The organism is Flavobacterium sp. PL12, from assembly GCF_039123485.1.
GTDB lineage: Bacteria > Bacteroidota > Bacteroidia > Flavobacteriales > Flavobacteriaceae > Flavobacterium > Flavobacterium weaverense.
This window is the reverse complement of record NZ_JBANDI010000003.1, coordinates 82,207-107,635: the sequence shown is the minus strand read 5'-3', so window position 1 is coordinate 107,635 and position 25,429 is coordinate 82,207. Positions and strand designations below refer to the sequence as shown.

The window sequence follows — 25,429 nt, the reverse complement described above, 5'->3', positions numbered from 1 at the left end:
AGTAGAAAGGGCTTTGATTTATAAATTTAGTCTTTACAATTCAATTAGGTCAAATATTTAGAGATGACAATCACTTTTCAGGTAATTTACTTTAGGAGTTTCTCCATTGATAAAATCTACTTTCTTTTTTCTGCAAAAAATCGCTTCATTAAGTCAGCAGCTTCAGCGGCTAGAATACCACACACAACTTTAGTTTTAGGATGTAATTGTGTTCCCATTTTTACATAGCCACGATTATCGTCTGTTGCACCATAAACAATTTTTGAAATCTGACTCCAGTACAACGCGCCAGCACACATTTGACAAGGTTCAAGCGTAACATAAAGCGTACATCCTATTAGATATTTACCTCCTAGAAAATTAGCGGCAGCAGTAATAGATTGCATTTCAGCATGAGCCGTTACATCATTTAATAGCTCCGTTAAGTTATGACTTCGAGCAATTATTTTATTATCAATTACAATAATAGCACCAACAGGAATTTCGCCTTTATCAAAAGCAGCTTCGGCTTCTTGCAAAGCTTTTTTCATGAAATATTCGTCGGTGAAGGGGTTTATCATAGTATTTAATTCATAGTATAATATAAGCGATAACTTTCTAAACTATATATTGTCGTTTTTTGGATTTTGTGAGGTAGAAAAAACATCTAGAATATAAATTCTATGTTCTTCAATTCGGTACACTATTTTGAAATTCCATTTCGGGAAAAAGCGAATTGCTTGTGAATTAAATAATGGTTCTATTGGATTTTTTTCAGGGAATAAATTTAGCTTATCACCTAAATCAAATAAGGTTTCTACAACTAAATCCGCGTTTTGCGGGCTTTTAGTGTAGATATAGTTATAACTATTTTGAATAGATTCTATTGCATTTGGAGACCAAATAACCGGCTTCACTTTTTAATGATTTTTTTTCGAGCTTCCTCAGATGAATACCCTGCTTCTCCTGCATCCGAAAGCTTCATAATTTCACTTAAGTGACTTTTATATTGATTTGTGGTTAACGATTCTCCACTTGTAGAATAAGCATAAATATCATTATTTAGTAAATCTTCTATTTTATTTAATAACTGTACATTTTCAATATCTAATATTCTGTGCACAATATTTCTGCGTTGGATTTCTACATTCATAGTAACTGAATTTATTTCAAAGTTATAAAAAAAATCCGTTAATAAACGGATAGAAAAATCGAATGCAGTTGCAAATACAGAATGTAAATTTACAATTTGCGTTATTTATTATTTAAAACCCTAAATTTGCTTTTTACAAAAGAAATGAAAAGCAAATTACTTCAAAATATAAACAGTCCGAAAGATTTACGCTTGCTGAGTGAAGACCAACTTCCATTGGTAGCCAAGGAATTGCGTGATTTTATAATTGATATAATTTCAGTAAAAGAAGGACATTTAGGCGCTAGCTTAGGCGTAATCGAACTTACCATTGCGCTACATTATGTTTTTGACACGCCAAATGATTTATTAGTTTGGGATGTAGGACATCAAGCATACGGACATAAAATCCTAACTGGCCGAAGAGACAATTTTCACACTAACAGACAATTGGGAGGTATTTCTGGTTTTCCAAAAAGAAGTGAAAGTAATTACGATACCTTTGGCGTCGGACACTCCTCTACTTCGATTTCAGCAGCATTAGGAATGGCAATTGCTTCTAATTTGAAAGGAGACTTTGAGAAACAACATATTGCAGTGATTGGTGATGCTTCGATAGCGTCAGGAATGGCTTTTGAAGGATTGAACCACGCGGGAGTTACTGAAGCTAATTTATTAGTGATTTTAAATGACAACGCCATAGGAATTGATCCAAGCGTAGGAGCGCTTAAAAAGTACCTTACTGCTGTTAAAGAAGGAAAAAATCCGAGACAGAACAATATGATTAAGTCTTTGAATTTTGATTATTCAGGTCCTATTGATGGTCATGATATTTTTGCAGTCATTAAAGAATTAAAGCGTTTACAAAAAATAAAAGGTCCAAAATTCCTTCATATCACAACTACAAAAGGAAAAGGATTAAAACAAGCAGAAGAAGATCAGGTGAAATACCATGCACCTGGAAAATTTGATGCAAGTACTGGCGAAATTCACAAAAAAATAGAGGAAAACCTTCCTCCAAAATACCAAGATGTTTTTGGCTTAACCGTTTTGGACTTAGCTCGAAAAAACGAAAAAATAATAGGAATAACTCCAGCTATGCCTTCTGGAAGTTCGTTGAATTTCATGATGAATGAATTCCCAGCGCGTGCCTTTGATGTTGGAATTGCTGAACAACATGCCGTAACTCTAGCAGCAGGAATGGCCACTCAAGGAATGATTGTATATTGCACAATTTACTCTACTTTTTTACAAAGAGCATACGACCAAGTAATTCACGATGTCGCTTTACAAAATTTACCTGTTATTTTTTGCCTTGATAGAGCTGGATTAGTTGGAGAAGATGGATCGACACATCACGGCGTTTTTGACATCGCTTATTTGCGTTGTATTCCTAATCTGATTGTCTATGCGCCAAGAAATGAAATCGAACTACAAAACATACTATATACCGCTCAATTAGGATTGCAACATCCTATCGCTATCCGTTATCCACGTGGAAGAGGAGTAATTGCCAATTGGCAGACAGAGCATTTTAGTAAATACAAAAAAATAGAAATCGGAAAAAGTATCGAAATAAAAACCGGTTCAAATGTTGCTGTTTTGTCCAACGGCACGATTTCCAACAATGTTTCTTTGGCTGTAGCCAAAATAACAAATCCAGATAATATTGCGCATTACGATTTTCCTTTTGTGAAACCATTAGACGAAAACCAATTACATTCTATTTTTAAAACCTTTAAAAATATTATTACAATTGAAGATGGAGTTATAAAAGGTGGATTTGGAAATGCTATAACTGAATTTGCCGCCGCCCACAATTATACCTCAAAAATTAAAGTACTGGGAATACCAGATGAATTTATCGAGCACGGAACGGTAACCGAATTACAACAATACTGTAAAATTGACGTTAAAAGTCTTGAAATACTTTTTTCAACCTATTAAAATAATTATTTTGCCCTTTAAATATAACTACGCCAAAATGAAATCATTAACCTACACATTCTTTCTTCTTGCTTTTACAATCAGCTTTAATTCTTTTGCTCAAGAAACAAAAACAACCACCTATTTATATGACTCGTTAGTACCTGCAACTAAAAAATTCGTTGTTGCGCAGCCACGGGTTCCAGCCTTTAAAATAAGAACAAAAACACATTATCTTCCTTTTTCTCATTGGAGTCAAAAAAACACTTTAGGTTTTGATATTTCTGAAGTGGCATTTGTAAACTGGAATGCGGGAGGAACGAGTTCGATTTCAGGATTATTAAAAGGGAAATTTTTAAGAAATTATAGTAGTCTTAATTCTAACTGGTCAAATGAATTAATATTTAGGTACGGCGTTAATAAGCAAGACGGACAATCGATTAAGAAAACTGATGATGCATTACAAATCAACTCGTCTTTTGGTTACAGACATAATCCAAAATCAAACTGGTACCACTCTGTGAAATTTAATTTCAACACACAATTTACAAATGGTTACGCGTATCCAAATACTAGCAAGGCTATTTCTAAAACATTTGCGCCAGCATACATCTTTCTAGGAATGGGTGCTGAAAACATCAATAAAGAAAAAAATAGAACCTTTTATGTTTCTCCTTTTACATTTAAAACAACTTTAGTTTTAGATCAAACATTAGCAAATCAAGGTGCTTTTGGTGTTCCAAAAGCAATTTATGATGCCGACAAAAACATCATTGAAGAAGGTAAAAAATCTAAAATGGAATTAGGTTTCCTTATCACAAATAAATTTAAAAAAGAGATTCTTAAAAACATCAATTTAGAAAATCGCATTAGCTTGTATTCAGATTATATCAATCGTTTTGGTAACATTGACGTAAATTGTGACTTACAATTAGAACTTATTGTTAATCAATATGTGAAGGCAAATATTGGCGCTCACATTATCTATGATGATGATATTAAATCAAAAAGAGAAATCGCAGGTGTCCAAGTGACTGAAGGTCCGAAGACGCAAGTAAGACAAGCAATCGGAGTTGGATTAGAATACGTTTTCTAATAAAAAAAGGCCTGAAAAAATATTTTCAGGCCTTTTTTTTGTCTTGTATAAATTGTCTTAATTCTTAACTGCAGTAATCGTTTTATAAAATAATAAAGCATTTCCATCTGTAAGCATAGAAATAAAATGACAAATATGCAGCAAGCGCTCGTACAAAGTCTCTTTCTCTAAATGATGTTTCTCTGGTAATAATTTGAGGATCAAAGAATCATAATTAGATTCGTTTCCATCATATTTATTATTGTAAGCCGTGATGAATTTATCTAAAAGTGTCTGGATAATTTGATAACCTACAATCTCTTTTTCAATCACTTCCCTACTTTGATAAATATTATTAACGCTGATGCTAATTATATCGTCCATTTGAACTTTATACTTACTCTTATCTGTCAAAGAATGAGGGAATTTACCATTTAGGATTGCTTCTTCATTAGCTACAAAAACGCTAACAGCATCATTAATTAAACTTCCAATTGCTAAAGCACGCAGATAACTAATTCTATCTTCCTTAGTAGTTAGCGTTTTATATTTTGATGTGTCTATGCTATCTTTAACTAATTTTATCAAGTATTCTAACGCAAAATCTTCAGACACTAATCCTAAATTTATTCCATCTTCAAAATCAATGATTGTGTAGCAAATATCATCGGCAGCTTCAACTAAATAAGCTAAAGGATGTCTTTCAAAACCAATATCATTTCCAGACTTATTTGGAATTAAACCCATATCGGCAGCTACTTCTTCAAAGAAATTTTTATCCGTTTGAAAAAAGCCATACTTTTTATCTGCAATATTTCTGGTTGGTTTTTTAGGCAAACTTTCTTTTGGGTATTTCATAAAAGCTCCTAAGGTCGCATATGAAATGCGGAGACCACCTTCAATTCCAGGACGACTCGCTGTTAAAACAGAAAAGCCATTCGCATTTCCTTCAAAATCTACTAAATCTTGCCACTCTTTATCAGAAACTTGGCCTTTATATTTTTGTCCATTCCCAATCGAGAAATATTCACCAATCGCTTTTTCACCAGAATGCCCAAAAGGTGGATTTCCAATGTCATGTGCTAAGGAAGCAGCAGCTACAATTGCTCCAAAGTCATTCATGTGAAAACCGTGAACTTCTTTGAGATGTGGATATTTTTCAATGATTTTTTTACCCACTAATCGTCCTAAAGAACGTCCCACAACTGAAACTTCTAAACTGTGCGTCAAACGCGTATGCACAAAGTCAGTTTTAGAGAGTGGAATCACCTGTGTTTTGTCCTGTAAACTTCTAAATGCTGCCGAAAAAACGATACGATCGTAATCTACTTCAAAACCAAGACGCGTATCATCTTGCTCTACACGTAATCTTTTGCCTTTGTCGCCTTGTCTTCTTAGTGATAAAAGTTGTTCCCAGTTCATTTTTATAAGTTGTATTATTCTAAATTTATAAGGAGCGAATATAAAGAAAAAGTAAGCAGTAGAAATAAAAAAAGCTGCCAAAAAATGACAGCTGTAGATCTTAAATTTTAGAATAGTTTTACTATACTTTCCTTTTTTCCATAAACTCATGTTTATTTACAACATAGGTTACTGATAAAGTATCGTGCCATCCTCTTGCATCATCATTAAGAAAAGTGAATGCCTCGATGGGAATTAAACGAACTAAAGTTCGAATCACAGTACTTTTTACCTTTGGTTTCGTACCATTATGCTTGACTACAATTGTTTTAGTAAAATATTTTCCAAATGTTCTAGACAAATACGTTTCCATAATTAAATAGTAAAAGAACAAAACTACCAATCCAAAAAGTATATTCTCAACTAGCGTTAAAGAGATAATCCACTCTGATAATTTGAAATTTCCAGTTACTTCTCCTAGTATATTTATGGCTGCGCCAATACCCATTGTCAAAACATAAACAATAAATAAATCGATAATCATGTTTAGGAACCGTTGTCCTTTAGAAGCTAATAAATCGTCGGTAATCATAAATTCTTTAGTTTCCATTTTTGTTTTTTAGTTTAGAAAAGCCTCTATTATATGATGCGACTTTCTCAAATATAGTGATTAAATATGGGATTAGTAAGAAAAGGAGTTAGTATTCTTAATGTAAATATGCTTAAAATTTAAACAATTTTATTTTTATGAAGTGTAAAAAGACACTTTAATAAAACGATGATTTAAGCATTCGTTTTTTCAAATAATCGCATTTTATTTAAAATACAATGATTTTCATTTGCACTGAAAAATTCAAGAACAGCATTTCTATCTTCTAGAAAATTATCTTTACAAACCTGTTTGGTGTTATCAATACACACCTTTGCTTTTGCAATACAATGCTTTTGCAAAAGATTCATCACAAGACTATCCGCAATAAACAAACGATTAAATTCTATGCAAAATGCCAACAAGAAATCCTCGATCACACTTGCTTGTTTCGAATTTATAACTAAATCATTGGTACAAGTTGAATAAAATAAACGTAAAATATTCGTGCTTACTTTTGTAGTATATTGAATTGCTTTCATAATCACATCCTTTGATGTTACAAATATATCTCAGGTTGAGCGCTTTACGCTTACACTATTTTAATAGAGATTTATGAAATTCAAATATGAGTAAGACTATAATACTTGCTATCCAAAAAAATAAAATGCCTTAAGTATAACAACTCTTTTAAACTTAAATACATTACTTCTACAGAAAACAGATATATTTGAACTGCCGAAAATAGCGCAGAAGCTCCATGTTTGAAAAGCTCTTATCAGATTAACCTACTTCAATAAAAATGAAATTTAATAGTATTGTTTTCTTCCTATTAATTTGCACAGTGCAGCAAATTAAATCACAAGCTCTTCTAATTCATAAGACGAAGCAGCCTATAGTTATTGATGGTGATTTATCCGACTGGCCCAGCCCTTTCTCAAAGGAATTTGTAATTCATAACTCTGGAGAAAAAGCAAAACAATCAACCGTTGCGTCTCTTTCTTGGGATAAAAACTTTTTATATATCGCTTACAAGTGTACGGATTCTGAAATTATAGGTAAAGAAAGGAAGCAAGATTCTCCTCTGTTTGAAACTGATGATTTAGTAGAGATTTTTATTAGTCCAGATGTGGAAGTTAAAAGTTATATTGAAATTGGCGTTAATGCTTTTAATACCAATTACGATGTTCTTATTCAATGCACTTCAAAGGAATGTGGAGGACGGAAATCTGATTTATCAATTAGTATAAGAGGATTGCAAACAGCTTCTAAAATCACTGAATTTGGTTACACCGTTGAAATTGCCATTCCATTTTCGAGTTTAAACGAAATTACAAATGGCAATTTTAAAACACCAAAAATCGGAACCACTTGGAAAGGAAATTTATTCCGAATCGACTATGGACCAACTAAAGAGTACCAATCGTTAAAACCGTATCAAAGTAAAAAACATGGTTTTCATCAACCTGCCGAATTTGCAGAATTAATATTTGTGAAGTGATTGTAATAAAAAATTGATGTTAGTGATGCAGTGATTAAAATAATTTCTATCTATCAGCTTTTCAAAAAAAGGAAGGAATGTGAATTTAATACCAATTATTGGTATCTTTGATAAAAAAAATCATGGCACGAAATACCTCAATATTATTAGGAGATTATTTTGAAAATTTCATTAATGAACAAATCTCTACAGGAAAATATAGTTCAGTAAGTGAAGTGGTTAGAACTGCATTAAGAGTTTTCGAGCAAGAAGAAAATAAAACAAAATCGCTAATCCACGAACTAAAAATGGGAGAAAAGAGTCCTAAAATTAAAAATTTTGATCGCGACAAAAATCTTGAAGTGCTTAAAGCTAATTTTCAAAAATAATGTCACTTTATGTAATTAGTGAAAAGGCAGTAGAAGATATTAATAACATCTGGATTTACACGGCTGAAAATTGGTCTGTTGCACAAGCAGACAGATATTATAACTTAATTTTTGACGAGATTGAATACATAGCTAACAATTTTGATATGGCTCGTGACTTTGGTAAAATTCGAAAATCCTATAAATGTTCTAAAGTAAAATCACATTTAATTTTCTTCAAAATAGATAAAATGAACGAAATTGAAGTCGTTAGGGTCTTGCACGAAAGAATGGAGATTGAAATTAGATTAATAGAATAAGCATTTCATATCCTATTTTATTTTACATAAAAAAACGCTACATGCAGGTAATAATGAAACTTTTCAGCAACTACGATTATTCACTAACTTCAACTAAATTAATATCGATTTGAATTCCGTTCATTAAGGTATATTCTAATTTAACGAAACCATATTTATCGTTATAAAAAGCTACCAGTTTACCTTCGCCGATATTAGATTTTGCAGTTGAATTAATTTTATAACAATCTAAACTTCCAAGACTAGTTTTGATTGCTTCTTTCCCGACAATTTCATAAGTGTAATCTAAAAGAAGTCTACCTTTCCATTCTCCCCATTGTTTGTTTGACCAATGATCGCCAATGCTCATCTTGTCAGTCCAAGTGTAACCAACAGGCTTATTTAATTTAATATAAGGAAAGGGACAGGTTTCTAATGCATTCAAAAATCCCATTCTGGGAGGATGAATCCAAACATTCTCTTTATTTTCGACTACTCCAGTTGAACTAAAAAATTTAGGATTGGGTTCAAAATTATAGCGGATTTCAGTTTGATTTTTGTTTATCCGTTGAAACATCTTTGGTTTTATAACGGACATTTTAATGGCATCAATTTTATTTTTATCCACTTCATTAGTAGTTAAACTGTCTTTTGTGTTATTGACGAGAAAATATTTGTTTTCATTCTTTTGAATAGAATAGGAATACATAAATGTTTTACCAATTTGATAAATAACATTATTTTTATCTACTTTGCTTTTTTCTATTTTAACTCCATCATATTGCTGCGCCATGCAAAGATTAGAAATTATTAACGCTATAATAAGTAGTTTGTTTATTTTCATTTAAGAAGTTTTAAAAAAGTTGTGAGTAAAGTTAAGTAAATTCTTTCATTATTGCTGAAAATATTATAAAGCAAAAAGAAAGTCTTTTAGGGACTTTCTTTTTTGTTTGTATGATGATTTTGTTTGTTAACAAATGCGGAATATTTGCGTTAACGAATAAATATTTTTTATTCAATCAATTTCAGGAATTACTAGTTCTGCTAATTTCGCGCCTACTTCTTCCAATGAATCTTCCAGTGTACTTAAACCACTACGCGAACCAAGTAAAGGACTGACCTCACGTAAATCATCAAAAGTTGCGTTATGAAGAATAGGAACAAGTAAATCACGAGCTAAAAGTGCAGATAGTTCTTTGTCAGCGATACCTTCTCCTTTAATGCGTTTAAGAAATAATGGTGTAACTAACACTATTCCGACTCTTGACTTAACTAATCCTTTGTCGATTTCACGAAGTAAAGATGTACCTAATAGAACATCCTTTTCGCTAAACCAAACTGAAACACCTTTTGATTCAAGAATATCGTGTAATTCTTTAGCAGCTCCCTTTCGGTCATCCCAAGCGTGACAAAGAAATACATCTCGTAAATCCATTTTATCAGAACGTTTTTCAAAATTCGCCCTAACAGGCGTAAGAGTTCTAATTTCTTCAACAGTATAAAAAATACTAGAATTAGGCGAAGACCAACGAGCTTTCGTTTTAGATTTCCCTCCTGTTCCAAAACTTTTTCCATAACTACCTGAGGGTGGTGAATAAGATTGTGAGTAGTTAGAATAAGAACTGTAACCTCTACCATATCGACCACTGCAAGCAGGGCAGTTTGCCGCTGCACTTGCAGTTCTATGACCATTTCTTGGTGCTGTACATTGTGCCATAATTTCTATAAGTTATTTGACAGTTAATTGTTTTTACTATGAGCATAGTACCTTTATTTATTTTTTTGACTTTTAAATATCTCAGATTTAGTCTGCATAAATTATCAAGAACACAACCATTACGATTAAAACAAAAAATGTTCGTTAATTTACTTTTACAAGACTTAATAAATTGAGATTAATTTCAGAGCTCTATACTGTCGCTGATACAGTAGCGAAAATCCTGCGATCTTACTTGTAGATTATATCGCATAGCGGCAAATAGCTTCTTAAAAAAAACAGCTACCGAATATGATAGCCGCTTTTAAAACTAAATACTTTTTTTTATTCGAATTTTAAAACAACTTCCGTCAGTTTTACAAATTCTTCTTCCATTTCTTGTTGTAATACATTTTCTGAAAATGTAATAAAAATCATTGTTTAATGAATTTTCCATATTATTTGTTTTGTTAATAACTCTTACAAAACCTTATGGCATAAGAGCTCTAAATTAATAATATCAACATTGACATTATCTTGAAAAAATAACTTTGGAAAGAAGATTCGAATTATATACTTTTGAAGTATAAAATAAGCAGGTGAGGTAACCTCATCCTCTTTATAACTTAATTTTTTAAAAGCTTGCCGGCCGTTTTAATTTTAAGTTTCCAAGTTAGGGATTTCGAAAGATTTCCCTTTTTTTATGCGTTTGATTTTCTTTACCTCGGCAAATAGATTTAAGTTATTCTTATAAAAGGCTTCAAATAAGAAGCCTTTTTCAATTTAATATAAAATTTAAGATCCACACATTTCGCAATCGTCTGGATCAGAGTTTCTGGCCATTTCGATCATGGTTCTGTATTCTTCAGAACTCATTTCTACTTGAGCAGCAGGAACCGCTACTTGAATAGCTTTTGGTTCTTCTTGAATTGGTTCCGATTTCTTATCGTTGTTCAATGTAAATTTGATCGCATCAACAGCTGATTTTGTTCTTAAATAATACATTCCTGTTTTTAGTCCAGATTGCCATGCATAGAAATGCATCGAAGTCAATTTAGAGTAATTTGCGTTTTGCATAAACAAGTTCAATGATTGTGATTGATCTACAAAATACCCACGTTGACGTGACATATCAATAATATCTTTCATTGACATTTCCCAAACTGTTTTGTACAATTCTTTCAAGTCTTGCGGAATATTCAAATCTTGAACCGATCCGTTATTACGCATTAATTCTTGTTTCAAAGTTTCGTTCCACAAGCCACGCTCTACTAAATCATGCAATAAATGCTTGTTTACCACGATAAACTCGCCTGAAAGTACTCTTCGTGTATATACATTTGAAGTGTATGGTTCAAATGCTTCGTTGTTACCCAAGATTTGAGACGTTGAGGCTGTTGGCATAGGCGCTACTAATAACGAGTTACGCACACCGTGTTCCATCACTTCTTTTCTTAAAGAAGCCCAATCCCAACGACCTGATAAATCCTCATCTTTCATTCCCCACATATTGTACTGGAATTCCCCTTTAGACATTGGCGATCCTTCAAAAGTAGAATATGGACCTTCTTCTTTTGCCATTTCCATAGAAGCGGTTACAGCAGCAAAATAAAGCGTTTCAAAAATTTCTTGATTCAGCTTTTTAGCTACGTCAGAGGTAAAAGGCAAACGCAGCATAATAAATGCATCTGCTAATCCTTGTACTCCAAGACCAATAGGTCTGTGGCGCTTATTAGAATTTTCTCCTTCAATTACAGGATAATAATTTCTATCAATTACTTTATTTAAGTTTCTAGTTACACGTTTTGTAACTGTGTACAACATGTCGTGATCGAATTTCTTACCATCTACAAACATTGGTAAAGAAAGAGATGCTAAGTTACAAACTGCGATTTCATCTTTAGAAGTAAACTCCATAATCTCTGTACATAAATTCGATGAACGAATAGTACCTAGATTTTTCTGATTCGATTTTCTGTTGACTGCATCTTTATACAACATGTATGGCGTTCCAGTTTCGATTTGCGATTCTAGAATTTTCTCCCACAATTCATGCGCTTTGATGGTTTTTCTACCTTTCCCCGCTTTTTCATAACCGATGTACATTGCTTCAAATTCCTCACCGTGTACATCATATAAACCAGGGCATTCGTTAGGACACATCAAAGTCCAGTAACTGTCATCTTGCACACGTTTCATGAATAAATCAGAAGTCCACATCGCAAAGAACAAATCTCTAGCACGCATTTCTTCTTTTCCAGTGTTCTTTTTCAGATCTAAAAATTCGAAAATATCAGCATGCCACGTTTCGATGTAAATCGCAAAACTACCTTTACGTTTTCCACCACCTTGATCTACATATCTTGCCGTGTCATTAAAAACTCTCAACATAGGAACAATCCCGTTTGAAGTTCCATTAGTTCCACGAATGTAAGATCCAGTTGCACGCACGTTGTGAATCGACAAACCAACTCCACCCGCTGATTGCGAGATTTTAGCGGTTTGTTTCAACGTATCGTAAATTCCATCAATACTATCATCTTGCATTGCTAAAAGAAAGCAAGAAGACATTTGAGGTTTTGGAGTTCCTGCGTTGAATAATGTTGGTGTAGCGTGCGTGAAGAATTTTTTAGACATTAAGTCATACGTTTCAATCACTGAATCCAAATCGTTTAAGTGAATTCCCACCGATACACGCATCAACATATGCTGCGGACGCTCTACGATTTTACCGTTTATTTTAAGCAAATACGAACGCTCTAGTGTTTTAAAACCAAAATAATCGTAATTGAAATCTCTATTGTATATAATATGCGAATCTAAAAATTCCGCATTATCCATAATCACTTTATGCACTTCCTCTGATAATAAAGGAGCGTCTTGACCATTTCTTGGATTTACATAATGAAACATATCGTTCATTGTTTCCGAGAAAGCCTTTTTTGTATTCGAATGCAAATTCGAAATTGCTATTCTCGCTGCTAATTGTGCATAATCAGGATGCGCAATCGTCATCGAAGCTGCAGTTTCAGCTGCTAAATTATCTAATTCCGACGTAGAAACTCCGTCATAAAGTCCTTCAATCACTCGCATGGCTACCTTTACAGCATCTACCAAATCATTCAAACCATAGCATAGCTTTTTAATTCTATCTGTGATTTTGTCAAACATTACAGGCTCTTTGCGACCGTCTCTTTTTACTACGTACATAATTTTTTTGGTTTTTTTAAAACAACAAATCCCTTTGCTATTTTTGTTTGTTTGTGAATCATTTCGAGGAGTAAATCAATATCTTTTATTGGTTCATTTCCTCATTTTTTGGAGCTATTTCCCGCTACCGAAGCCTCGGGACGTTGCAATCCACGCCAAAAGGCGTGGGATTTCCTCCCGAAGCATCGGGACTATCTGGGCTAAAGCTTCAGTAGCAGGGAGAAATTCAGTCTAAAATCAAGATTTAACCTTTGGAAATGAATGTTTTAACTATAAAAAATTTAGAAAAATACAATTCTTTTCTTTGCGGCTTAGCGTCTTTGTGGCTATCGACTAAAAGTCAGCGTCAAAAGATATTTTTTGAGCATCAACATCAGTGTTCATCACACCCGATTTTTGATATTCAGCAACTTTCTTTTCAAAGAAGTTTGTTTTTCCTTGAAGAGAAATCATATCCATGAAATCAAATGGGTTTGAAGTATTGTATTCTCTTTCACAACCTAGTTCCACTAATAATCTATCAGCAACAAACTCTAAATATTGAGTCATCAATACCGCATTCATTCCTATCAAACTCGCAGGAAGTGATTCGGTGATAAATTCTCTTTCAATATTCAAAGCGTCAACAATGATACTTCTAATTCTTTCTTTTGGAACTTTATTGACTAAGTGGTGGTTGTGTAAATGCACTGCAAAGTCACAGTGAACACCTTCATCACGAGAAATTAACTCGTTAGAGAAAGTTAATCCTGGCATTAATCCACGTTTTTTCAACCAGAAAATAGAACAAAATGCTCCCGAAAAGAAAATTCCTTCAACCGCTGCAAAAGCAATTAAACGTTCAGCAAACGAATCCGACTCGATCCATTTTAAAGCCCAATCTGCTTTTTTTCTAATCGCTGGAAAAACTTCTAAAGCATTAAATAAATCATCTTTCTCTGCTTCATCTTTCACATAAGTGTCAATTAATAGAGAATAGGTCTCACTATGAATGTTCTCCATCATGATTTGGAAACCATAGAAAAATTTAGCTTCAGCATATTGCACTTCATTCACGAAATTTTCAGCTAAATTCTCATTCACAATTCCATCAGAAGCAGCAAAAAATGCAAGAATATGTTTTATGAAATACCTTTCGTCATCATTCAATTTATTATTCCAGTCATTTAAATCCTGAGACAAATCAATTTCCTCAGCAGTCCAAAAACTAGCTTCCATTGATTTATAAAACTCCCAAATATCATGATGTTTGATAGGGAAAATTACGAAACGATTTTTATTCTCTTGTAAGATTGGCTCTAGATGTGTCATTGTGAGTGTTTATTTTTTTATGCGTTTAATGAAAATTATTACTTTTTCAGCTTTACAAAGGTTGTGAAATATTGCCATAATTAAAAGCCAAACTTATCCACAATCAGCCCTAGTTTTGAACAAAGGACAGAATTACAAATATTTTTCTTATGTTTTTTAAGATACTGATTATCAATTACTTAAAATAGATTCGCAAGTGTGAAGCACCGCAAAATATAGAATTTTGAGATTTAAAATAACACAGTAAAGTTTATTTTTATTTTTGGTTTTTCAAGTCTTCGGCAACTTGTTCTAATTCCATATACCAGTCTTCACCGAATTTACGAATTAGTGCTTCTTTAACAAACTTGTAAACTGGAACTTCGAGTTCTTGACCTAAAGAACAAGCAGGATCACAAATATCCCATTTGTCATAATTAACGGCAGCAAACTCAGTGAAATCTTTTACACGTACAGGATATAAATGACAAGAAACTGGTTTTTTCCAGTCAATGATTCCCTGATTGTAGGCTTGTTCAATACCGCACAAAGCAGTTTTACCATCAAACATAACATAAGCACAATCCTTATCGTCAATAAGTGGTGTTTCAAGTTCGCCATCTACACCTGTTACCCAAGTTCCTTGCGCTTCTATAGCAGCAATTCCCTCTTTGCGTAAGAATGGTTTTACTTTTGGATAAATAGATTCGAGGATTAGAGTTTCCTCAAGACTTAAAGGCGCTCCAGCGTCGCCGTCTACACAGCAAGCACCTTTACAAGCGGTCAAATTGCATACAAAATCTTTTTCGAGTAAGTCTTCTGAGACGATGGTTTTTCCTAGTTGAAACATTCTGCAAAGGTATTCAAAGTTATCCAATGAAGCACCTCAGCAAATCATAAATTCCAAAACAAAAACAGAATCCATTGATAACCAAACTACATGAATTGATCATGGGATTTAATAAATGAATTTATACTTTTTATCAATTTTAATTACTGCGCAGTCATTAATCCAACTTCTATTTTTTAATCGTTCATTTTATACTTCTTTTTCAAAATTTGCACTATAACTCTAAATATTTTCAAACACTTTTATCCGTATTCTTTTTTAATTCGAAATTAATAAATCTAAAAATGAATCTTTTAACAGCGTAAGAAAGAAATCATTTTTAAAGCACTTTTTTCCTAAATTTTTCTAGACAATTCATTTTAGATCTATGCTTATACATTTATAGCAAGTAGAAACAAAAACACTATTGCTAAAACGCCCGCTATCTCTTTACCTACTTTGAAATTTACATCAATAATCAAATCTACTGCTTGACCATCATGTAGTTAGACTTAAATGCAAGTAAAAATGCTACTTGAAGCGTAATAGGAAATTTCAACAGAAATTAAAAACTAACATAGCCCACAACCAAACTTAATTCAATACTTTTGCAAAAAATTAAAAGCTATGTTAGGATTAGACATCAAAGAAATTATTACTGTAGGAATGGTGCTTTTTGCCGTAATTGATATCATTGGATCTATTCCAATTATCATTGGATTAAGAGCTAAATTCGGGATTATAGAATCTGAAAAAGCATCTATAGTTTCTGCAGTAATTATGATTACTTTCCTGTTTGTAGGGGAAGAGCTTTTAAAAGTAATAGGAATTGATGTCAATTCATTTGCTGTTGCAGGTTCTTTTGTTTTATTCTTTTTAGCATTGGAAATGATTTTGGGAATCCGAATTTACAGAGATGAAGAAGCTAGTTCAGCATCGATTGTACCTATCGCATTTCCACTTATTGCAGGTGCAGGAACAATGACAACATTACTGTCACTGCGTTCTCAATTCCACACTGCAAATATTGTTATAGCTATTATTCTAAACATTATATTGGTATATGTGGTCCTTAAATCCTCTTCGAAAATTGAAAGAATGCTAGGAAAAAACGGACTTGGAGTCATCAGAAAGACTTTTGGAGTTGTATTGCTTGCCATAGCTGTTAAATTATTCGCTGCGAATGTTAAAGGTTTGTTTGTCTAAAATAAATTTACCTAAATTTACTCCCTAATGTTATACAATAAAACAATTTAGACTTTCTTAGACTTCTAATTTGAGTATAAAATCAGTTATCTGTTACTTTTAAAATAATAACATATTATGAAAATTTTTATTAACATATTGGTGCTTTTAGCAATCGCTTTAATCATATTTAATGTTACTTTACTTGACTTTAGAAATCCATTTCAAGGAGATAGCGTTGTTGCTTTTATTGGAATAGCAGCTTCTTTTTGCGCAGTAATGATTTTACTGATTTTTAAAGTTTCTAAAAGAATCGAAGAGAAAACTAACGGAAAGTAATCGTTATGTTTGATGTCTTAATCATTGGTGGTGGTGTTTCAGGAATGTCATGCGCTTTAGTTTTGGGATCCGCAAAAAAGAAAGCCTTTGTATCTGACAAGATAATTGGCATATTCACCCATCAAAAAATATCTTCATTACAAGAAGCAATATTCAATAATGCATACGGAATTCCCGCTGGTAAATTAGGTTCTGAATTACTAGGAGAAAGCGTATCTCAACTTTCTACAAGCTATCCGCACATTACTCAAATCCCTCAAGAAAAAGTATTTAAAATCGAAGGAGAATTTCCAGAATTTACTGTCACTACAAATAAATGCATTTACAAAACTAAAATAGTTGTAATAGGTATTGGCGCCGCTAACACTTTTGCAATCGAAGGTTTAATGCAGTATATCGAACCACATCAAAAATCACTTCCTGAGAAAAATAGAATTCAGCTGAGAAACAACGACCATAAAATGGCAGAAGGCATTTATGTGATGGGAACTTTAGCAGGCTGGAGAAGTCAATTAGCGATTGCAGCCGGAAGTGGAGCAGCTGTTGCAACTGACATTCTTACTTTGTGGAACAACGGTGTACAAACCCATGCTCATGATAGTATTCGATAGTTTCTATTTATTTAAACAAACTTAACTTCGAATCAAAAGAATTAAACTATTCACACGTTCTGAAATTGAACTTTCCTATAATTCGATTTTTAGTGAGATATTTATAATTTCTTCAACGTCTTTTTATTTTTAAATAAAAATCAAGATAAGTCATTAATTCACTTAGTTAAAGACGTTCACTGACAGTCATCCCTAGATACTTACTTTTCATGGAGTAGTCAACTTGAATTTACTTCAAAACTGCTTTTATCATCGCGTCCTCCTTTAATATGATGTCGTAATAGTATGATTCTCCATAAAGTTGTCTCGCAAACTCTGCGGTAAGGAAACGCTTTACAACTGCTTTGCTTTTTCCAAAATTCAAGTCCAGTCCATTGCCAAAAATGAATTTCTGGAAAGCATTAAAATAAACATCAGTCGCTGCCATTTTTTCTTGAAACTGTTCGAAAGTTAATCCTTTAAACACCTTTCTATTTTTATCCAATTGTTCGAAAGCAAAATTCCCAACAATTCCTGATTGTAGCAAGTAAGCCGTGCCTTCATTTCCATGCTCTAATTCAAGTGGAACAAATACGTCCGGTACAATCCCGCCACCGCCATAGACGATTTTACCTTTTTTAGTTTTGAATTTTATATTATCTTCAACTTTAATGCTGTCTTTTTCATAGAGTTCGCCGTTAGTAAAACGAGAATCTGATTCTTTAAAATAAGCTTCATTCCCTTTGGCATACGGTTTTTGAATCGAACGACCAGTTGGTGTGTAATATCTCGCAATAGTCAATCGCACGGCTGAACCATCTGCAAAATCCATTTCGCGTTGTACTAATCCTTTTCCAAAAGAACGACGACCAACAATAGTTCCTCGATCGTTATCTTGAATTGCTCCTGCTAAAATTTCACTAGCCGAAGCGCTGTTCTCATTCACTAAAACAAACACATTTCCTTTTTCAAAACTGCCTTTTTCAGTAGCAAATGTTTTATCTACATTGCCATTTTTATTTTTGGTAAAAACTATTAATTGCTTGTTTGGTAATAATTCATCAGCAATAGCAATTGCTTCCTCCATGTAGCCACCGCCATTATCACGAACATCAATCACAAGTGATTTTGCACCCTCTTTTTTTAATTTTATTAAACCTTCCATAAACTCCTTATAAGTAGTTTCTGCAAAACGATTAATTTTTATATAACCTGTATTTTGATTTAAAAGCAATGCAACATCCACACTCTTTATAGGAATGACATCTCTTCTAATTTTAATTTTTAATTTTTTATCCTCAGATTTTCTATAAATAGTAAGTTCGATATCTGAACCAATTGTTCCTTTCAACTTAGAAAATAAACTGTCGCTAGGTAATTTTCGTCCGAATAATTTAGTTTTATCTGCGTATAATATTCGGTCACCAGACTCGATTCCTGCTTTCGCCGAAGGGCCATTAGCAACTGGTTTTATAACCGCAACAGAATCTTTATACATATAAAAATTAACTCCAATCCCAACAAAATTCCCCTTCATACTTTCTGCGACTTGAAGTTGTTCGCTGGCAGGCATGTAAACAGAATGTGGATCCAGCTTTGCCAGAATATTATCGACAGTTAAATTTACAATAGAATCTGTATTGACATTATCAACGTATTCCTTGTCAATAAAATCGATAAGCTTGTTGAGTTTACTCTTAGAATTATTTTTTACTAAGTATTCTGACGTATTTGGGAATTTCAACATACCACCTAACACAACACCCAAAGCAAGTGCTGAAAAAAGAAGAATAGGAAAGTATTTATTGTTAAATTTCATTTAAGGGTCTAATTTTTTTTATGCTGTGCGAATAAAAGTTCGTTTAAAAAGTCAAAACTCACGATTGCTTTTATTCCTCCAATACAGGAATATGCTCTACTTCTACTCCCGCTTTGATCAAGAATTGAATTCCTGAATCATCGCGATATCCGTTATGATATACCACTCTTTTTATACCAGATTGATGAATCAATTTACTACATTCTTTGCAAGGCGAAAGTGTGATATATAAAGTTGCTCCTTCACATGATTGTGTTGATTTTGCCACTTTTAATATAGCATTAGCTTCTGCATGCAAGACATCCCAACGCGTTAAACCTTCTTCATCCTCACAACAGTTTTCGAAACCAGAAGGTGTTCCATTATAACCATCTGATATTATCATTCGATCACGAACAATAATTGCGCCTACTTGCTTGCGCTTACAGTACGATAAAAGACTCCATTCTTTAGCAATTCGAAGATATGCTTTATCGTATTTATTTAATTTTTTTTCGCTCATTTTTATTTATTCCAAATTTCACTTTCTATAATCATTGGCACCACAATTCCGATAACAAAAGCAGACATGACTAATGTCCAATCTCTCTTAGAAAATCTAAAGATGGTTTGTACAATATAAGATAGTACTAATACAACAAAAACAACGACAATCTGAGCTGCTTCGATGCCTAATGCAAATTCACTTAAAGGTAGTACTTTCGAACTTGCAGTCCCTCCTAAAATTGACTTAAAATAATTTGAAAATCCTAAGCCGTGAATGATCCCAAAGAATAGTGTAATAAAAAAAACTAAATTTATACTTTCTTTTTTGCTGGATTTCCCTGCAGTAAAAAGATTAAATAGCGCCGTTAACAAAATCGTTATTGGAATTAGAAATTCTACAACATCAACTTTAATAGTCACAATCCCAAAAACCGAAAGCATTAAAGCCATTGTATGACCAATTGTGAACAGCGTAACTAGCAAAATCACTCGTTTCCAATCGTTAAAAGAAAATGGTACAGCAAGCGCAATTAGAAATAAAACGTGATCATAGGCATTTATATCTAACACATGTTTTAAACCTATTTGAAAGTAAATCCAAAATTCTGACATCAGTATTTTATTAAGTTGATAAAGGGATGTAAACTTACGATTAATTTTGAAAAAGAATGATTTGATTATCTAAATTAGTATGATTCAAAAGGGAAGATATTGCTAGTAAAAAATTTAAAAATTTAAAATCAATAAATTTAAAAATAGATTTATCTTTGTCAGTTAAAAAACAAAAACTATGTCATTTTCAGATTTATTTGATAGCGGATTTAAAATAAGAAATAAAGGTCATTTTTCAGCTATTGTTCGTGTGGCACTTACTGACGGAAAAGTTTCTCCAGAAGAAAAAGCATTTTTAGACAAACTAGCAATAAAATTAGAAATTTCTTCTGCAGAATATGTAGAGATTTTAGAAAATCCTTTAAATTATCCAATCAATGCACCTTATTCACACGAGCAAAGATTAGAGCGTTTATATGATTTAGTGCGTATGGTTCATGTTGACCATCACTTAGGAGACAAACAAGAATTTCTACTTAGAAAAATTTGTGTTGCGTTAGGCTTTAACATTGATAACGTTGACTACATAGTAAACAAATCATTGAAATTAGCTGATAAAGAAGTTGATTTAGAGACTTTTTTATTCGAAATGCAAAACATGAATAAATAAAAATATTTTAAATAGTAGCGCTATGAAATGCTGCTTATTAAAACTTTTAATTATAGCGATTACACAAAATTATTTTTTGTGTAATCGCTATTTTTTTTTATTCTATAGTTTATAAATCATGTTTCTATTCTCTATTAGTTTCACATAAAAAAAGCCATCCTTTACAGACGGCTTTTTAATCGATCACATCAATCTTAATTTTTAAAAAGTTTAAAAACCTTTTGTTCTTCATTTCGACCGCTAACCTTTATAAGATAGAGTCCATTTTCTAAATTATTTACTGAAAATTGAAATCCTACTTCTTGATTTTTATCAAAACTGCTAACCAACTTTCCGCTTATCGAATAAATTTCGACTTTAGAAGTTGCGATGTCTAGCTTAAAATAATCGGAAGTTGGATTTGGATACAGCTGCATTTATATTTTCTAAATATTCGGAGAAATTAAACAATGAATTTAAAGGATACAGCGTATTAAACTATTTATCGTCTCACGATGATGGAAGCTCATTTGATGCTAAACTCGAGAGAAGCAAAGAAAAAGCAACTAAATTACTGCTTTCTCCAAGACAATCTCAAGTATATTATGGTGAAGATAGTCGAAGATCATTAATAATCGAAGGAATCGAAGGAGATGCTACCTTACGATCTTTTATGAATTGGGACCAAATCCAAACAAATCCTGAAACTCAAGCAACTTTGCTACATTGGCAAAAATTAGGACAGTTTAGAAAAAACCATCCCGCGATTGGCGCAGGAATACACCAGCAGATTGCTACAATTCCGTATACATTCTCGAGAATTTTTTCTAAAGATGATTTTAGTGATAAAGTAATCGTAGGTTTAGATTTACCTGTTGGAGTTAAAAAAATCACTGTTGGAACCATTTTCGAAAATGGAACTACTTTACATGAAGCCTACTCTGATAAGGAAGTTGTGGTTCAAGATGGTAAAATAGCGATCGACACCCCATTTGACATTGTTTTAGTAGAACTTAAAAAAAAGTAAAACTAAACTAGTTTGAAATAGTGCAATTCAGAAACGTCTTTAGAAATAAAGGCGTTTTTTTATTTCTATCTTTGCCCAAAATAATTCCGAATGCTTAAAATAGGACATCGTGGCGCGAAAGGCTCTGAGCCTCAAAATACGCTAATTTCATTCCAGAAAGCGTTAGACATGCAAGTGGATGGAATTGAATTAGATGTTACATCTAAGCCGCGACGGTGAGATCATAGTAATTCACGACGAAACCGTTGACCGAACTACAAATGGAACTGGCTTAGTAAACGCATTATCTTTTCGAGAACTAAAAGCTTTAAGAATTAATGAGAAGTATCAAGTTTCAACGTTAAGAGAAGTTTTTGAGTTGGTAAACCAAAACTGTTTTATCAACATCGAATTGAAAACCTACGAAACAGCAGATAAAGTAGTCGAATTAATTGAAGAATATGTTTTGGAAAACAACTGGAATTACACTCATTTTTTAATTTCGAGTTTTGATTGGAATGCGCTACAACAAGTTCGTTTTTTGAATGATGAAATTCAAATTGGTGTTTTAACAGAAACCGATTTAGAGTTGGCTTTGGCTTTCGCCAAATTTATTCAGGCAAAGTCAATTCATCCGCATTTTCATCTGTTAAATAACGATAATGTTTCTAAAATTCAAAAAAAAGGAATACAAGTTTTTCCATGGACAGTGAATGAATTAGAGGACATTGCAAAAATAAAAGGATATAACGTAAACGGAATCATTACTGATTTCCCAAATAGAATATGAACCAAAATTTTGATATAATAATAGTTGGTGGTGGTGCAGCAGGTTTCTTTTCAGCAATTAATATTGTAGAGAAAAATCCAAAACTAAAAGTCGCTATTCTAGAACGTGGTAATGAAGTATTACAAAAAGTTCGGATTTCTGGTGGAGGAAGATGCAATGTAACACATGCTTGTTTTGAACCAAATGAATTGGTAAAGTTTTATCCCCGCGGCGAAAAAGAATTGCGAGGTCCTTTTCATCAATTTTGCTCAGGAGATACTATTGAATGGTTTGAAAAACATGGTGTAGAATTAAAAATTGAAGCAGATGGACGCATGTTTCCTGTTTCTAACTCTTCTCAAACTATTATTGACTGCTTTCTTCAAGCCACTCATAAACTAGGCATTGCGGTTTTAACTGGTCAAAGCGTTCAATCAATTTTCAAACAAGAGACACTATGGAAAATAGAAACTCAAACACAAAATTACATTACTGAAAAATTAATCTTAGCGACGGGAAGTAATCCAAAAATTTGGGAAATGTTGCAAAATTATGGACATGCAGTTGTGAGCCCTGTTCCTTCTCTATTTACTTTCAACATCAAAGATTCGAGAATAAAAGAATTGCCAGGAGTTGCTACTCATGCAACTGTAAAAGTTAAAGATACTAAACTAAGCTCGTCAGGGCCTCTGCTAATTACACATTGGGGAATGAGCGGTCCAGCAATCTTAAAACTATCCGCATGGGGGGCAAGAATTTTGCACGACAAGAACTATCAATTTACAATTTTCGTGAATTGGCTAAATGATTCTGAAAAAGAACAAGTAGAGAAGAAATTAAAGGACTTAAAACAAGAACATGCTAAGAAAGCGGTTTCTAAAAAATCTCCATTCGAATTAACCAATAGATTATGGGAAAGTTTAGTACTTGCCTCGGGAATTGAATCTGAAACCAAATGGGCTGATTTATCTAAAATTCAATTAACAAATTTAGTAAATCAGTTAATTAATGGAACTTTTCAAGTAAATGGTAAAAGTACTTTCAAAGAAGAATTTGTAACTGCAGGCGGAATCGATTTAAAGGAAATCAATTTCAAAACTATGGAAAGCAAACTGCATGAAAATCTATACTTCGCTGGCGAAATTGTGAATATTGATGCGATTACTGGTGGTTTTAATTTCCAAAATGCTTGGACGAGCGGTTTTATTGTGGCGAATAGTATTAAGTAGCACTTTAGTTAGCTATTCAATTAACAATAAATTATTCATTCGATAAGAAAACCTTAAGATTTTACTGATAACTTTACTTCCAAATATCTATTATGAAAGTAAAATTACTCGTTGTCCTATTTTTCGTAGTGCTACATTCTGGTTATTCTCAGTCAGAGAAGTTGATTAGCGGCAAAATAACATCTGAGAATTTTACATTGCAAAGTGTTGATGTCATTAATAAAAGCACTGAAAAAAGTACAACAACTAATGCTCAAGGACTATTTTCAATAAATTCAAAATTGGGCGACACTTTAATTTTTTACAAAAAAGATTATTTTTTAAAAGAAATAAAACTGACTACAAGTAATTTTTCAAGCAGTCTAATTTCAGTTCAATTGAATAAAAGAGCTGAGGAATTAGACGAAGTTATTATTAAAAAAGCAGTCGCAATTGACTGGAAGCTCGACACTAATTACGAAAAAATTAAGAGAGACGAACTGGCTGCTGATAAAGCGGAAAGACGACTTAAAAATACAAGAATCGATGATCTTACGATTGATAAAGGACTTGATATTGCTAGAATTGGAAAAACCTTGTTCAATCTTTTAGTAAAAGAAAGTCCAACTGAAAAAGTAGTCGAAGTTAATTTTAAAGAAGTCGCTTTAAACATTTGCGAAGAAAAATTTTTTACACAAACCTTGAAATTAAAGCCAAGCGAAATAGAACTTTTTCTACAATTTTGTGATGCAGATACTAGATCACAATCGGTTTTAAAGGAAGTAAACGTTCTATCAATGATGGATTTCTTAGCGACTAAAAATATAGAATTTAAAAAATTATAAATCTTCCATTTATCTAGTCGCTAAACAATGTAAATTACGCGCTAAAATCTATCCTTTATTGAGCCACCAAATACTAGCATTCAAAACAGCAGCAAAACTTACCCAAGCAATGTATGGCAAGAACAAATAGCCTGCAATTTTATTGATTTTACTGAATTGAACATACGTTTCATAAATCATCAACCACAAAACAATAATTTCTAAACCAGCTAGCATAGGATTGTGCAGTCCAAAAAATAAATACGACCACAGTGCATTTAAACCTAATTGTATTGCAAAAAAGATTAGCGCTTTTTTGACTGCTTCTTTTTGAAATTCTATTTTATTCCAAACTAAACCTGCAGCAACTCCCATCATAATGTAAAGAGCACTCCAAACCGGTGCAAAAATCCAATTTGGCGGATTAAAACTTGGTTTTATCAATGTTGGATACCAATCTGTAATAGCAGATCTCGTCACGATTCCTGAAAAATAACCGATAACAAGGCAGCCAACTACAATAGATAAAATTCTGGTAACATTATTCATTTTGAGATTTATTAAGATCTACAAATTTACGAAAAAACAAATCTATATCTACAGCAAATAAAAAAGGACAATTCCAAAACTTCCAAGTAGCGTTTTCAAAATAAATAAAAAGTCTAAGCATTTTACTTATATGCTAGAATAGGAGAAACGCGACAATTTAGTTCAAAAAATTTCATGAT

The 25,429-nt window shown here is 32.6% G+C and carries 30 protein-coding genes; 14 read left to right on the top strand and 16 right to left on the bottom strand.

Features of this window, described 5'->3' with window-relative positions; genetic code table 11:
- Positions 1 to 116 precede the first annotated feature (116 nt).
- From RCH19_RS02515 to RCH19_RS02505, 3 genes are read right to left on the bottom strand one after another with little or no spacing between them, the layout of a single operon-like run.
- Positions 117 to 560 (bottom strand): nucleoside deaminase, encoded by a 444-nt coding sequence (locus tag RCH19_RS02515; protein ID WP_343021895.1) that lies wholly within the window; start codon positions 558 to 560, stop codon positions 117 to 119.
- Positions 561 to 602: 42 nt separating this feature from the next.
- The gene (locus RCH19_RS02510; RefSeq protein WP_343021894.1) at positions 603 to 896 is read right to left on the bottom strand and encodes a type II toxin-antitoxin system RelE/ParE family toxin; all 294 of its coding nucleotides are present in this window, start codon (positions 894 to 896) and stop codon (positions 603 to 605) included.
- On the bottom strand, positions 893 to 1,132 hold the full coding sequence (locus RCH19_RS02505; protein WP_343021893.1) for a hypothetical protein: 240 nt from the start codon (positions 1,130 to 1,132) through the stop codon (positions 893 to 895). The genes RCH19_RS02510 and RCH19_RS02505 overlap by 4 nt, the downstream gene beginning before the upstream one ends.
- A 144-nt stretch (positions 1,133 to 1,276) precedes the next feature.
- On the opposite strand from RCH19_RS02505, the gene RCH19_RS02500 reads away from it, so the two are divergent.
- The gene (locus RCH19_RS02500; RefSeq protein ID WP_343021892.1) at positions 1,277 to 3,058 is read left to right on the top strand and encodes a 1-deoxy-D-xylulose-5-phosphate synthase; all 1,782 of its coding nucleotides are present in this window, start codon (positions 1,277 to 1,279) and stop codon (positions 3,056 to 3,058) included.
- Positions 3,059 to 3,095: 37 nt separating this feature from the next.
- Positions 3,096 to 4,133: a DUF3078 domain-containing protein gene (locus RCH19_RS02495; RefSeq protein WP_343021891.1), complete on the top strand. Its 1,038-nt coding sequence runs from the start codon at positions 3,096 to 3,098 to the stop codon at positions 4,131 to 4,133.
- 57 nt (positions 4,134 to 4,190) lie between these two features.
- Here RCH19_RS02495 and dgt read toward each other — a convergent pair whose 3' ends face one another.
- From dgt to RCH19_RS02480, 3 genes are all read right to left on the bottom strand, one after another.
- Positions 4,191 to 5,534 carry a dGTP triphosphohydrolase gene (gene dgt / locus RCH19_RS02490; protein ID WP_343021890.1) on the bottom strand — a complete coding sequence of 448 codons (1,344 nt, stop codon included), beginning with the start codon at positions 5,532 to 5,534 and terminating at the stop codon, positions 4,191 to 4,193.
- Between the two features lie 121 nt (positions 5,535 to 5,655).
- Positions 5,656 to 6,123, bottom strand: a complete 468-nt coding sequence (locus RCH19_RS02485; protein ID WP_343021889.1) for an RDD family protein — start codon at positions 6,121 to 6,123, stop codon at positions 5,656 to 5,658.
- Between the two features lie 173 nt (positions 6,124 to 6,296).
- A complete protein-coding gene (locus tag RCH19_RS02480; RefSeq protein ID WP_343021888.1) occupies positions 6,297 to 6,644 on the bottom strand; it encodes a hypothetical protein in 348 nt (115 codons plus the stop codon).
- Positions 6,645 to 6,904: 260 nt separating this feature from the next.
- On the opposite strand from RCH19_RS02480, the gene RCH19_RS02475 reads away from it, so the two are divergent.
- From RCH19_RS02475 to RCH19_RS02465, 3 genes are all read left to right on the top strand, one after another.
- Positions 6,905 to 7,603 (top strand): carbohydrate-binding family 9-like protein, encoded by a 699-nt coding sequence (locus RCH19_RS02475; protein ID WP_343021887.1) that lies wholly within the window; start codon positions 6,905 to 6,907, stop codon positions 7,601 to 7,603.
- 122 nt (positions 7,604 to 7,725) lie between these two features.
- Positions 7,726 to 7,971 (top strand): type II toxin-antitoxin system ParD family antitoxin, encoded by a 246-nt coding sequence (locus RCH19_RS02470; RefSeq protein WP_343021886.1) that lies wholly within the window; start codon positions 7,726 to 7,728, stop codon positions 7,969 to 7,971.
- A complete protein-coding gene (locus RCH19_RS02465; RefSeq protein ID WP_343021885.1) occupies positions 7,971 to 8,270 on the top strand; it encodes a type II toxin-antitoxin system RelE/ParE family toxin in 300 nt (99 codons plus the stop codon). The genes RCH19_RS02470 and RCH19_RS02465 overlap by 1 nt, the downstream gene beginning before the upstream one ends.
- A 76-nt stretch (positions 8,271 to 8,346) precedes the next feature.
- Here the strand turns inward: RCH19_RS02465 and RCH19_RS02460 are convergent, their stop codons facing one another.
- From RCH19_RS02460 to RCH19_RS02440, 5 genes are all read right to left on the bottom strand, one after another.
- A complete protein-coding gene (locus RCH19_RS02460; protein ID WP_343021884.1) occupies positions 8,347 to 9,093 on the bottom strand; it encodes a hypothetical protein in 747 nt (248 codons plus the stop codon).
- A gap of 171 nt (positions 9,094 to 9,264) precedes the next feature.
- Positions 9,265 to 9,966, bottom strand: a complete 702-nt coding sequence (locus tag RCH19_RS02455) for a toll/interleukin-1 receptor domain-containing protein (RefSeq protein ID WP_343021883.1) — start codon at positions 9,964 to 9,966, stop codon at positions 9,265 to 9,267.
- A gap of 774 nt (positions 9,967 to 10,740) precedes the next feature.
- A complete protein-coding gene (locus RCH19_RS02450) occupies positions 10,741 to 13,155 on the bottom strand; it encodes a ribonucleoside-diphosphate reductase subunit alpha (RefSeq protein ID WP_343021882.1) in 2,415 nt (804 codons plus the stop codon).
- A 333-nt stretch (positions 13,156 to 13,488) separates the two neighbouring features.
- On the bottom strand, positions 13,489 to 14,466 hold the full coding sequence (locus tag RCH19_RS02445; protein ID WP_121923894.1) for a ribonucleotide-diphosphate reductase subunit beta: 978 nt from the start codon (positions 14,464 to 14,466) through the stop codon (positions 13,489 to 13,491).
- 256 nt (positions 14,467 to 14,722) lie between these two features.
- Positions 14,723 to 15,295, bottom strand: a complete 573-nt coding sequence (locus RCH19_RS02440) for a DUF3109 family protein (RefSeq protein ID WP_343021881.1) — start codon at positions 15,293 to 15,295, stop codon at positions 14,723 to 14,725.
- A gap of 606 nt (positions 15,296 to 15,901) precedes the next feature.
- Here RCH19_RS02440 and RCH19_RS02435 point away from each other — a divergent pair.
- The 3 genes from RCH19_RS02435 (at position 15,902) to RCH19_RS02425 (ending at position 17,409) form a co-directional block, all read left to right on the top strand.
- Entirely contained in the window at positions 15,902 to 16,480 is a 579-nt protein-coding gene (locus tag RCH19_RS02435; protein ID WP_121923892.1) for a MarC family protein, read from the top strand.
- A gap of 117 nt (positions 16,481 to 16,597) precedes the next feature.
- Positions 16,598 to 16,798 (top strand): hypothetical protein, encoded by a 201-nt coding sequence (locus RCH19_RS02430; RefSeq protein WP_121923891.1) that lies wholly within the window; start codon positions 16,598 to 16,600, stop codon positions 16,796 to 16,798.
- 5 nt (positions 16,799 to 16,803) lie between these two features.
- Positions 16,804 to 17,409 carry an FAD-dependent oxidoreductase gene (locus RCH19_RS02425; RefSeq protein WP_343021880.1) on the top strand — a complete coding sequence of 202 codons (606 nt, stop codon included), beginning with the start codon at positions 16,804 to 16,806 and terminating at the stop codon, positions 17,407 to 17,409.
- Positions 17,410 to 17,638: 229 nt separating this feature from the next.
- Here the strand turns inward: RCH19_RS02425 and RCH19_RS02420 are convergent, their stop codons facing one another.
- The 3 genes from RCH19_RS02420 to RCH19_RS02410 all read right to left on the bottom strand — a co-directional run bounded on the left by RCH19_RS02420 (position 17,639) and on the right by RCH19_RS02410 (position 20,305).
- Positions 17,639 to 19,207: a S41 family peptidase gene (locus tag RCH19_RS02420; protein ID WP_343021879.1), complete on the bottom strand. Its 1,569-nt coding sequence runs from the start codon at positions 19,205 to 19,207 to the stop codon at positions 17,639 to 17,641.
- A gap of 70 nt (positions 19,208 to 19,277) precedes the next feature.
- Positions 19,278 to 19,709 carry a dCMP deaminase family protein gene (locus RCH19_RS02415; RefSeq protein ID WP_343021878.1) on the bottom strand — a complete coding sequence of 144 codons (432 nt, stop codon included), beginning with the start codon at positions 19,707 to 19,709 and terminating at the stop codon, positions 19,278 to 19,280.
- Between the two features lie 2 nt (positions 19,710 to 19,711).
- Entirely contained in the window at positions 19,712 to 20,305 is a 594-nt protein-coding gene (locus RCH19_RS02410; protein ID WP_343021877.1) for a HupE/UreJ family protein, read from the bottom strand.
- 178 nt (positions 20,306 to 20,483) lie between these two features.
- Here RCH19_RS02410 and RCH19_RS02405 point away from each other — a divergent pair, with 178 nt between their 5' ends.
- Complete coding sequence (locus tag RCH19_RS02405) at positions 20,484 to 20,915, top strand: TerB family tellurite resistance protein (RefSeq protein WP_121923887.1); 432 nt, start codon at positions 20,484 to 20,486, stop codon at positions 20,913 to 20,915.
- 194 nt (positions 20,916 to 21,109) lie between these two features.
- Here RCH19_RS02405 and RCH19_RS02400 read toward each other — a convergent pair whose 3' ends face one another.
- The gene (locus tag RCH19_RS02400; RefSeq protein WP_343021876.1) at positions 21,110 to 21,331 is read right to left on the bottom strand and encodes a T9SS type A sorting domain-containing protein; all 222 of its coding nucleotides are present in this window, start codon (positions 21,329 to 21,331) and stop codon (positions 21,110 to 21,112) included.
- On the opposite strand from RCH19_RS02400, the gene RCH19_RS02395 reads away from it, so the two are divergent.
- From RCH19_RS02395 to RCH19_RS02375, 5 genes are all read left to right on the top strand, one after another.
- Positions 21,310 to 21,921, top strand: a complete 612-nt coding sequence (locus tag RCH19_RS02395; protein WP_343021875.1) for a hypothetical protein — start codon at positions 21,310 to 21,312, stop codon at positions 21,919 to 21,921. The two genes, RCH19_RS02400 and RCH19_RS02395, sit on opposite strands and share 22 nt — an antisense overlap.
- Before the next feature lie 90 nt (positions 21,922 to 22,011).
- Positions 22,012 to 22,140 carry a glycerophosphodiester phosphodiesterase family protein gene (locus RCH19_RS02390; protein ID WP_343021874.1) on the top strand — a complete coding sequence of 43 codons (129 nt, stop codon included), beginning with the start codon at positions 22,012 to 22,014 and terminating at the stop codon, positions 22,138 to 22,140.
- Positions 22,115 to 22,690 (top strand): glycerophosphodiester phosphodiesterase family protein, encoded by a 576-nt coding sequence (locus RCH19_RS02385; protein WP_343021873.1) that lies wholly within the window; start codon positions 22,115 to 22,117, stop codon positions 22,688 to 22,690. The genes RCH19_RS02390 and RCH19_RS02385 overlap by 26 nt, the downstream gene beginning before the upstream one ends.
- Positions 22,687 to 23,898: an NAD(P)/FAD-dependent oxidoreductase gene (locus RCH19_RS02380; protein ID WP_343021872.1), complete on the top strand. Its 1,212-nt coding sequence runs from the start codon at positions 22,687 to 22,689 to the stop codon at positions 23,896 to 23,898. Before RCH19_RS02385 ends, RCH19_RS02380 begins: the two co-directional genes overlap by 4 nt.
- Positions 23,899 to 23,990: 92 nt before the next feature.
- Complete coding sequence (locus RCH19_RS02375; RefSeq protein ID WP_343021871.1) at positions 23,991 to 24,722, top strand: carboxypeptidase-like regulatory domain-containing protein; 732 nt, start codon at positions 23,991 to 23,993, stop codon at positions 24,720 to 24,722.
- A gap of 48 nt (positions 24,723 to 24,770) precedes the next feature.
- Here RCH19_RS02375 and RCH19_RS02370 read toward each other — a convergent pair whose 3' ends face one another.
- Positions 24,771 to 25,250 carry a TspO/MBR family protein gene (locus RCH19_RS02370; protein WP_343021870.1) on the bottom strand — a complete coding sequence of 160 codons (480 nt, stop codon included), beginning with the start codon at positions 25,248 to 25,250 and terminating at the stop codon, positions 24,771 to 24,773.
- Between the last annotated feature and the right edge of the window lie 179 nt (positions 25,251 to 25,429).

Coding starts and splice junctions, on each gene's coding strand:
- RCH19_RS02445 (WP_121923894.1), bottom strand. CDS start 14,466: ATGACACATCTAGAGCCAATCTTACAAGAGAATAAAAATCGTTTCGTA.
- RCH19_RS02425 (WP_343021880.1), top strand. CDS start 16,804: ATGTTTGATGTCTTAATCATTGGTGGTGGTGTTTCAGGAATGTCATGC.
- RCH19_RS02405 (WP_121923887.1), top strand. CDS start 20,484: ATGTCATTTTCAGATTTATTTGATAGCGGATTTAAAATAAGAAATAAA.
- RCH19_RS02435 (WP_121923892.1), top strand. CDS start 15,902: ATGTTAGGATTAGACATCAAAGAAATTATTACTGTAGGAATGGTGCTT.
- RCH19_RS02415 (WP_343021878.1), bottom strand. CDS start 19,709: ATGAGCGAAAAAAAATTAAATAAATACGATAAAGCATATCTTCGAATT.
- RCH19_RS02370 (WP_343021870.1), bottom strand. CDS start 25,250: ATGAATAATGTTACCAGAATTTTATCTATTGTAGTTGGCTGCCTTGTT.
- RCH19_RS02470 (WP_343021886.1), top strand. CDS start 7,726: ATGGCACGAAATACCTCAATATTATTAGGAGATTATTTTGAAAATTTC.
- RCH19_RS02390 (WP_343021874.1), top strand. CDS start 22,012: ATGCTTAAAATAGGACATCGTGGCGCGAAAGGCTCTGAGCCTCAAAAT.
- RCH19_RS02400 (WP_343021876.1), bottom strand. CDS start 21,331: ATGCAGCTGTATCCAAATCCAACTTCCGATTATTTTAAGCTAGACATC.
- RCH19_RS02495 (WP_343021891.1), top strand. CDS start 3,096: ATGAAATCATTAACCTACACATTCTTTCTTCTTGCTTTTACAATCAGC.
- RCH19_RS02465 (WP_343021885.1), top strand. CDS start 7,971: ATGTCACTTTATGTAATTAGTGAAAAGGCAGTAGAAGATATTAATAAC.
- RCH19_RS02450 (WP_343021882.1), bottom strand. CDS start 13,155: ATGTACGTAGTAAAAAGAGACGGTCGCAAAGAGCCTGTAATGTTTGAC.
- RCH19_RS02440 (WP_343021881.1), bottom strand. CDS start 15,295: ATGTTTCAACTAGGAAAAACCATCGTCTCAGAAGACTTACTCGAAAAA.
- RCH19_RS02410 (WP_343021877.1), bottom strand. CDS start 20,305: ATGTCAGAATTTTGGATTTACTTTCAAATAGGTTTAAAACATGTGTTA.
- RCH19_RS02515 (WP_343021895.1), bottom strand. CDS start 560: ATGATAAACCCCTTCACCGACGAATATTTCATGAAAAAAGCTTTGCAA.
- RCH19_RS02420 (WP_343021879.1), bottom strand. CDS start 19,207: ATGAAATTTAACAATAAATACTTTCCTATTCTTCTTTTTTCAGCACTT.
- RCH19_RS02460 (WP_343021884.1), bottom strand. CDS start 9,093: ATGAAAATAAACAAACTACTTATTATAGCGTTAATAATTTCTAATCTT.
- RCH19_RS02430 (WP_121923891.1), top strand. CDS start 16,598: ATGAAAATTTTTATTAACATATTGGTGCTTTTAGCAATCGCTTTAATC.
- RCH19_RS02455 (WP_343021883.1), bottom strand. CDS start 9,966: ATGGCACAATGTACAGCACCAAGAAATGGTCATAGAACTGCAAGTGCA.
- RCH19_RS02385 (WP_343021873.1), top strand. CDS start 22,115: ATGTTACATCTAAGCCGCGACGGTGAGATCATAGTAATTCACGACGAA.
- RCH19_RS02505 (WP_343021893.1), bottom strand. CDS start 1,132: ATGAATGTAGAAATCCAACGCAGAAATATTGTGCACAGAATATTAGAT.
- RCH19_RS02380 (WP_343021872.1), top strand. CDS start 22,687: ATGAACCAAAATTTTGATATAATAATAGTTGGTGGTGGTGCAGCAGGT.
- RCH19_RS02475 (WP_343021887.1), top strand. CDS start 6,905: ATGAAATTTAATAGTATTGTTTTCTTCCTATTAATTTGCACAGTGCAG.
- RCH19_RS02500 (WP_343021892.1), top strand. CDS start 1,277: ATGAAAAGCAAATTACTTCAAAATATAAACAGTCCGAAAGATTTACGC.
- RCH19_RS02485 (WP_343021889.1), bottom strand. CDS start 6,123: ATGGAAACTAAAGAATTTATGATTACCGACGATTTATTAGCTTCTAAA.
- RCH19_RS02480 (WP_343021888.1), bottom strand. CDS start 6,644: ATGAAAGCAATTCAATATACTACAAAAGTAAGCACGAATATTTTACGT.
- RCH19_RS02375 (WP_343021871.1), top strand. CDS start 23,991: ATGAAAGTAAAATTACTCGTTGTCCTATTTTTCGTAGTGCTACATTCT.
- dgt (WP_343021890.1), bottom strand. CDS start 5,534: ATGAACTGGGAACAACTTTTATCACTAAGAAGACAAGGCGACAAAGGC.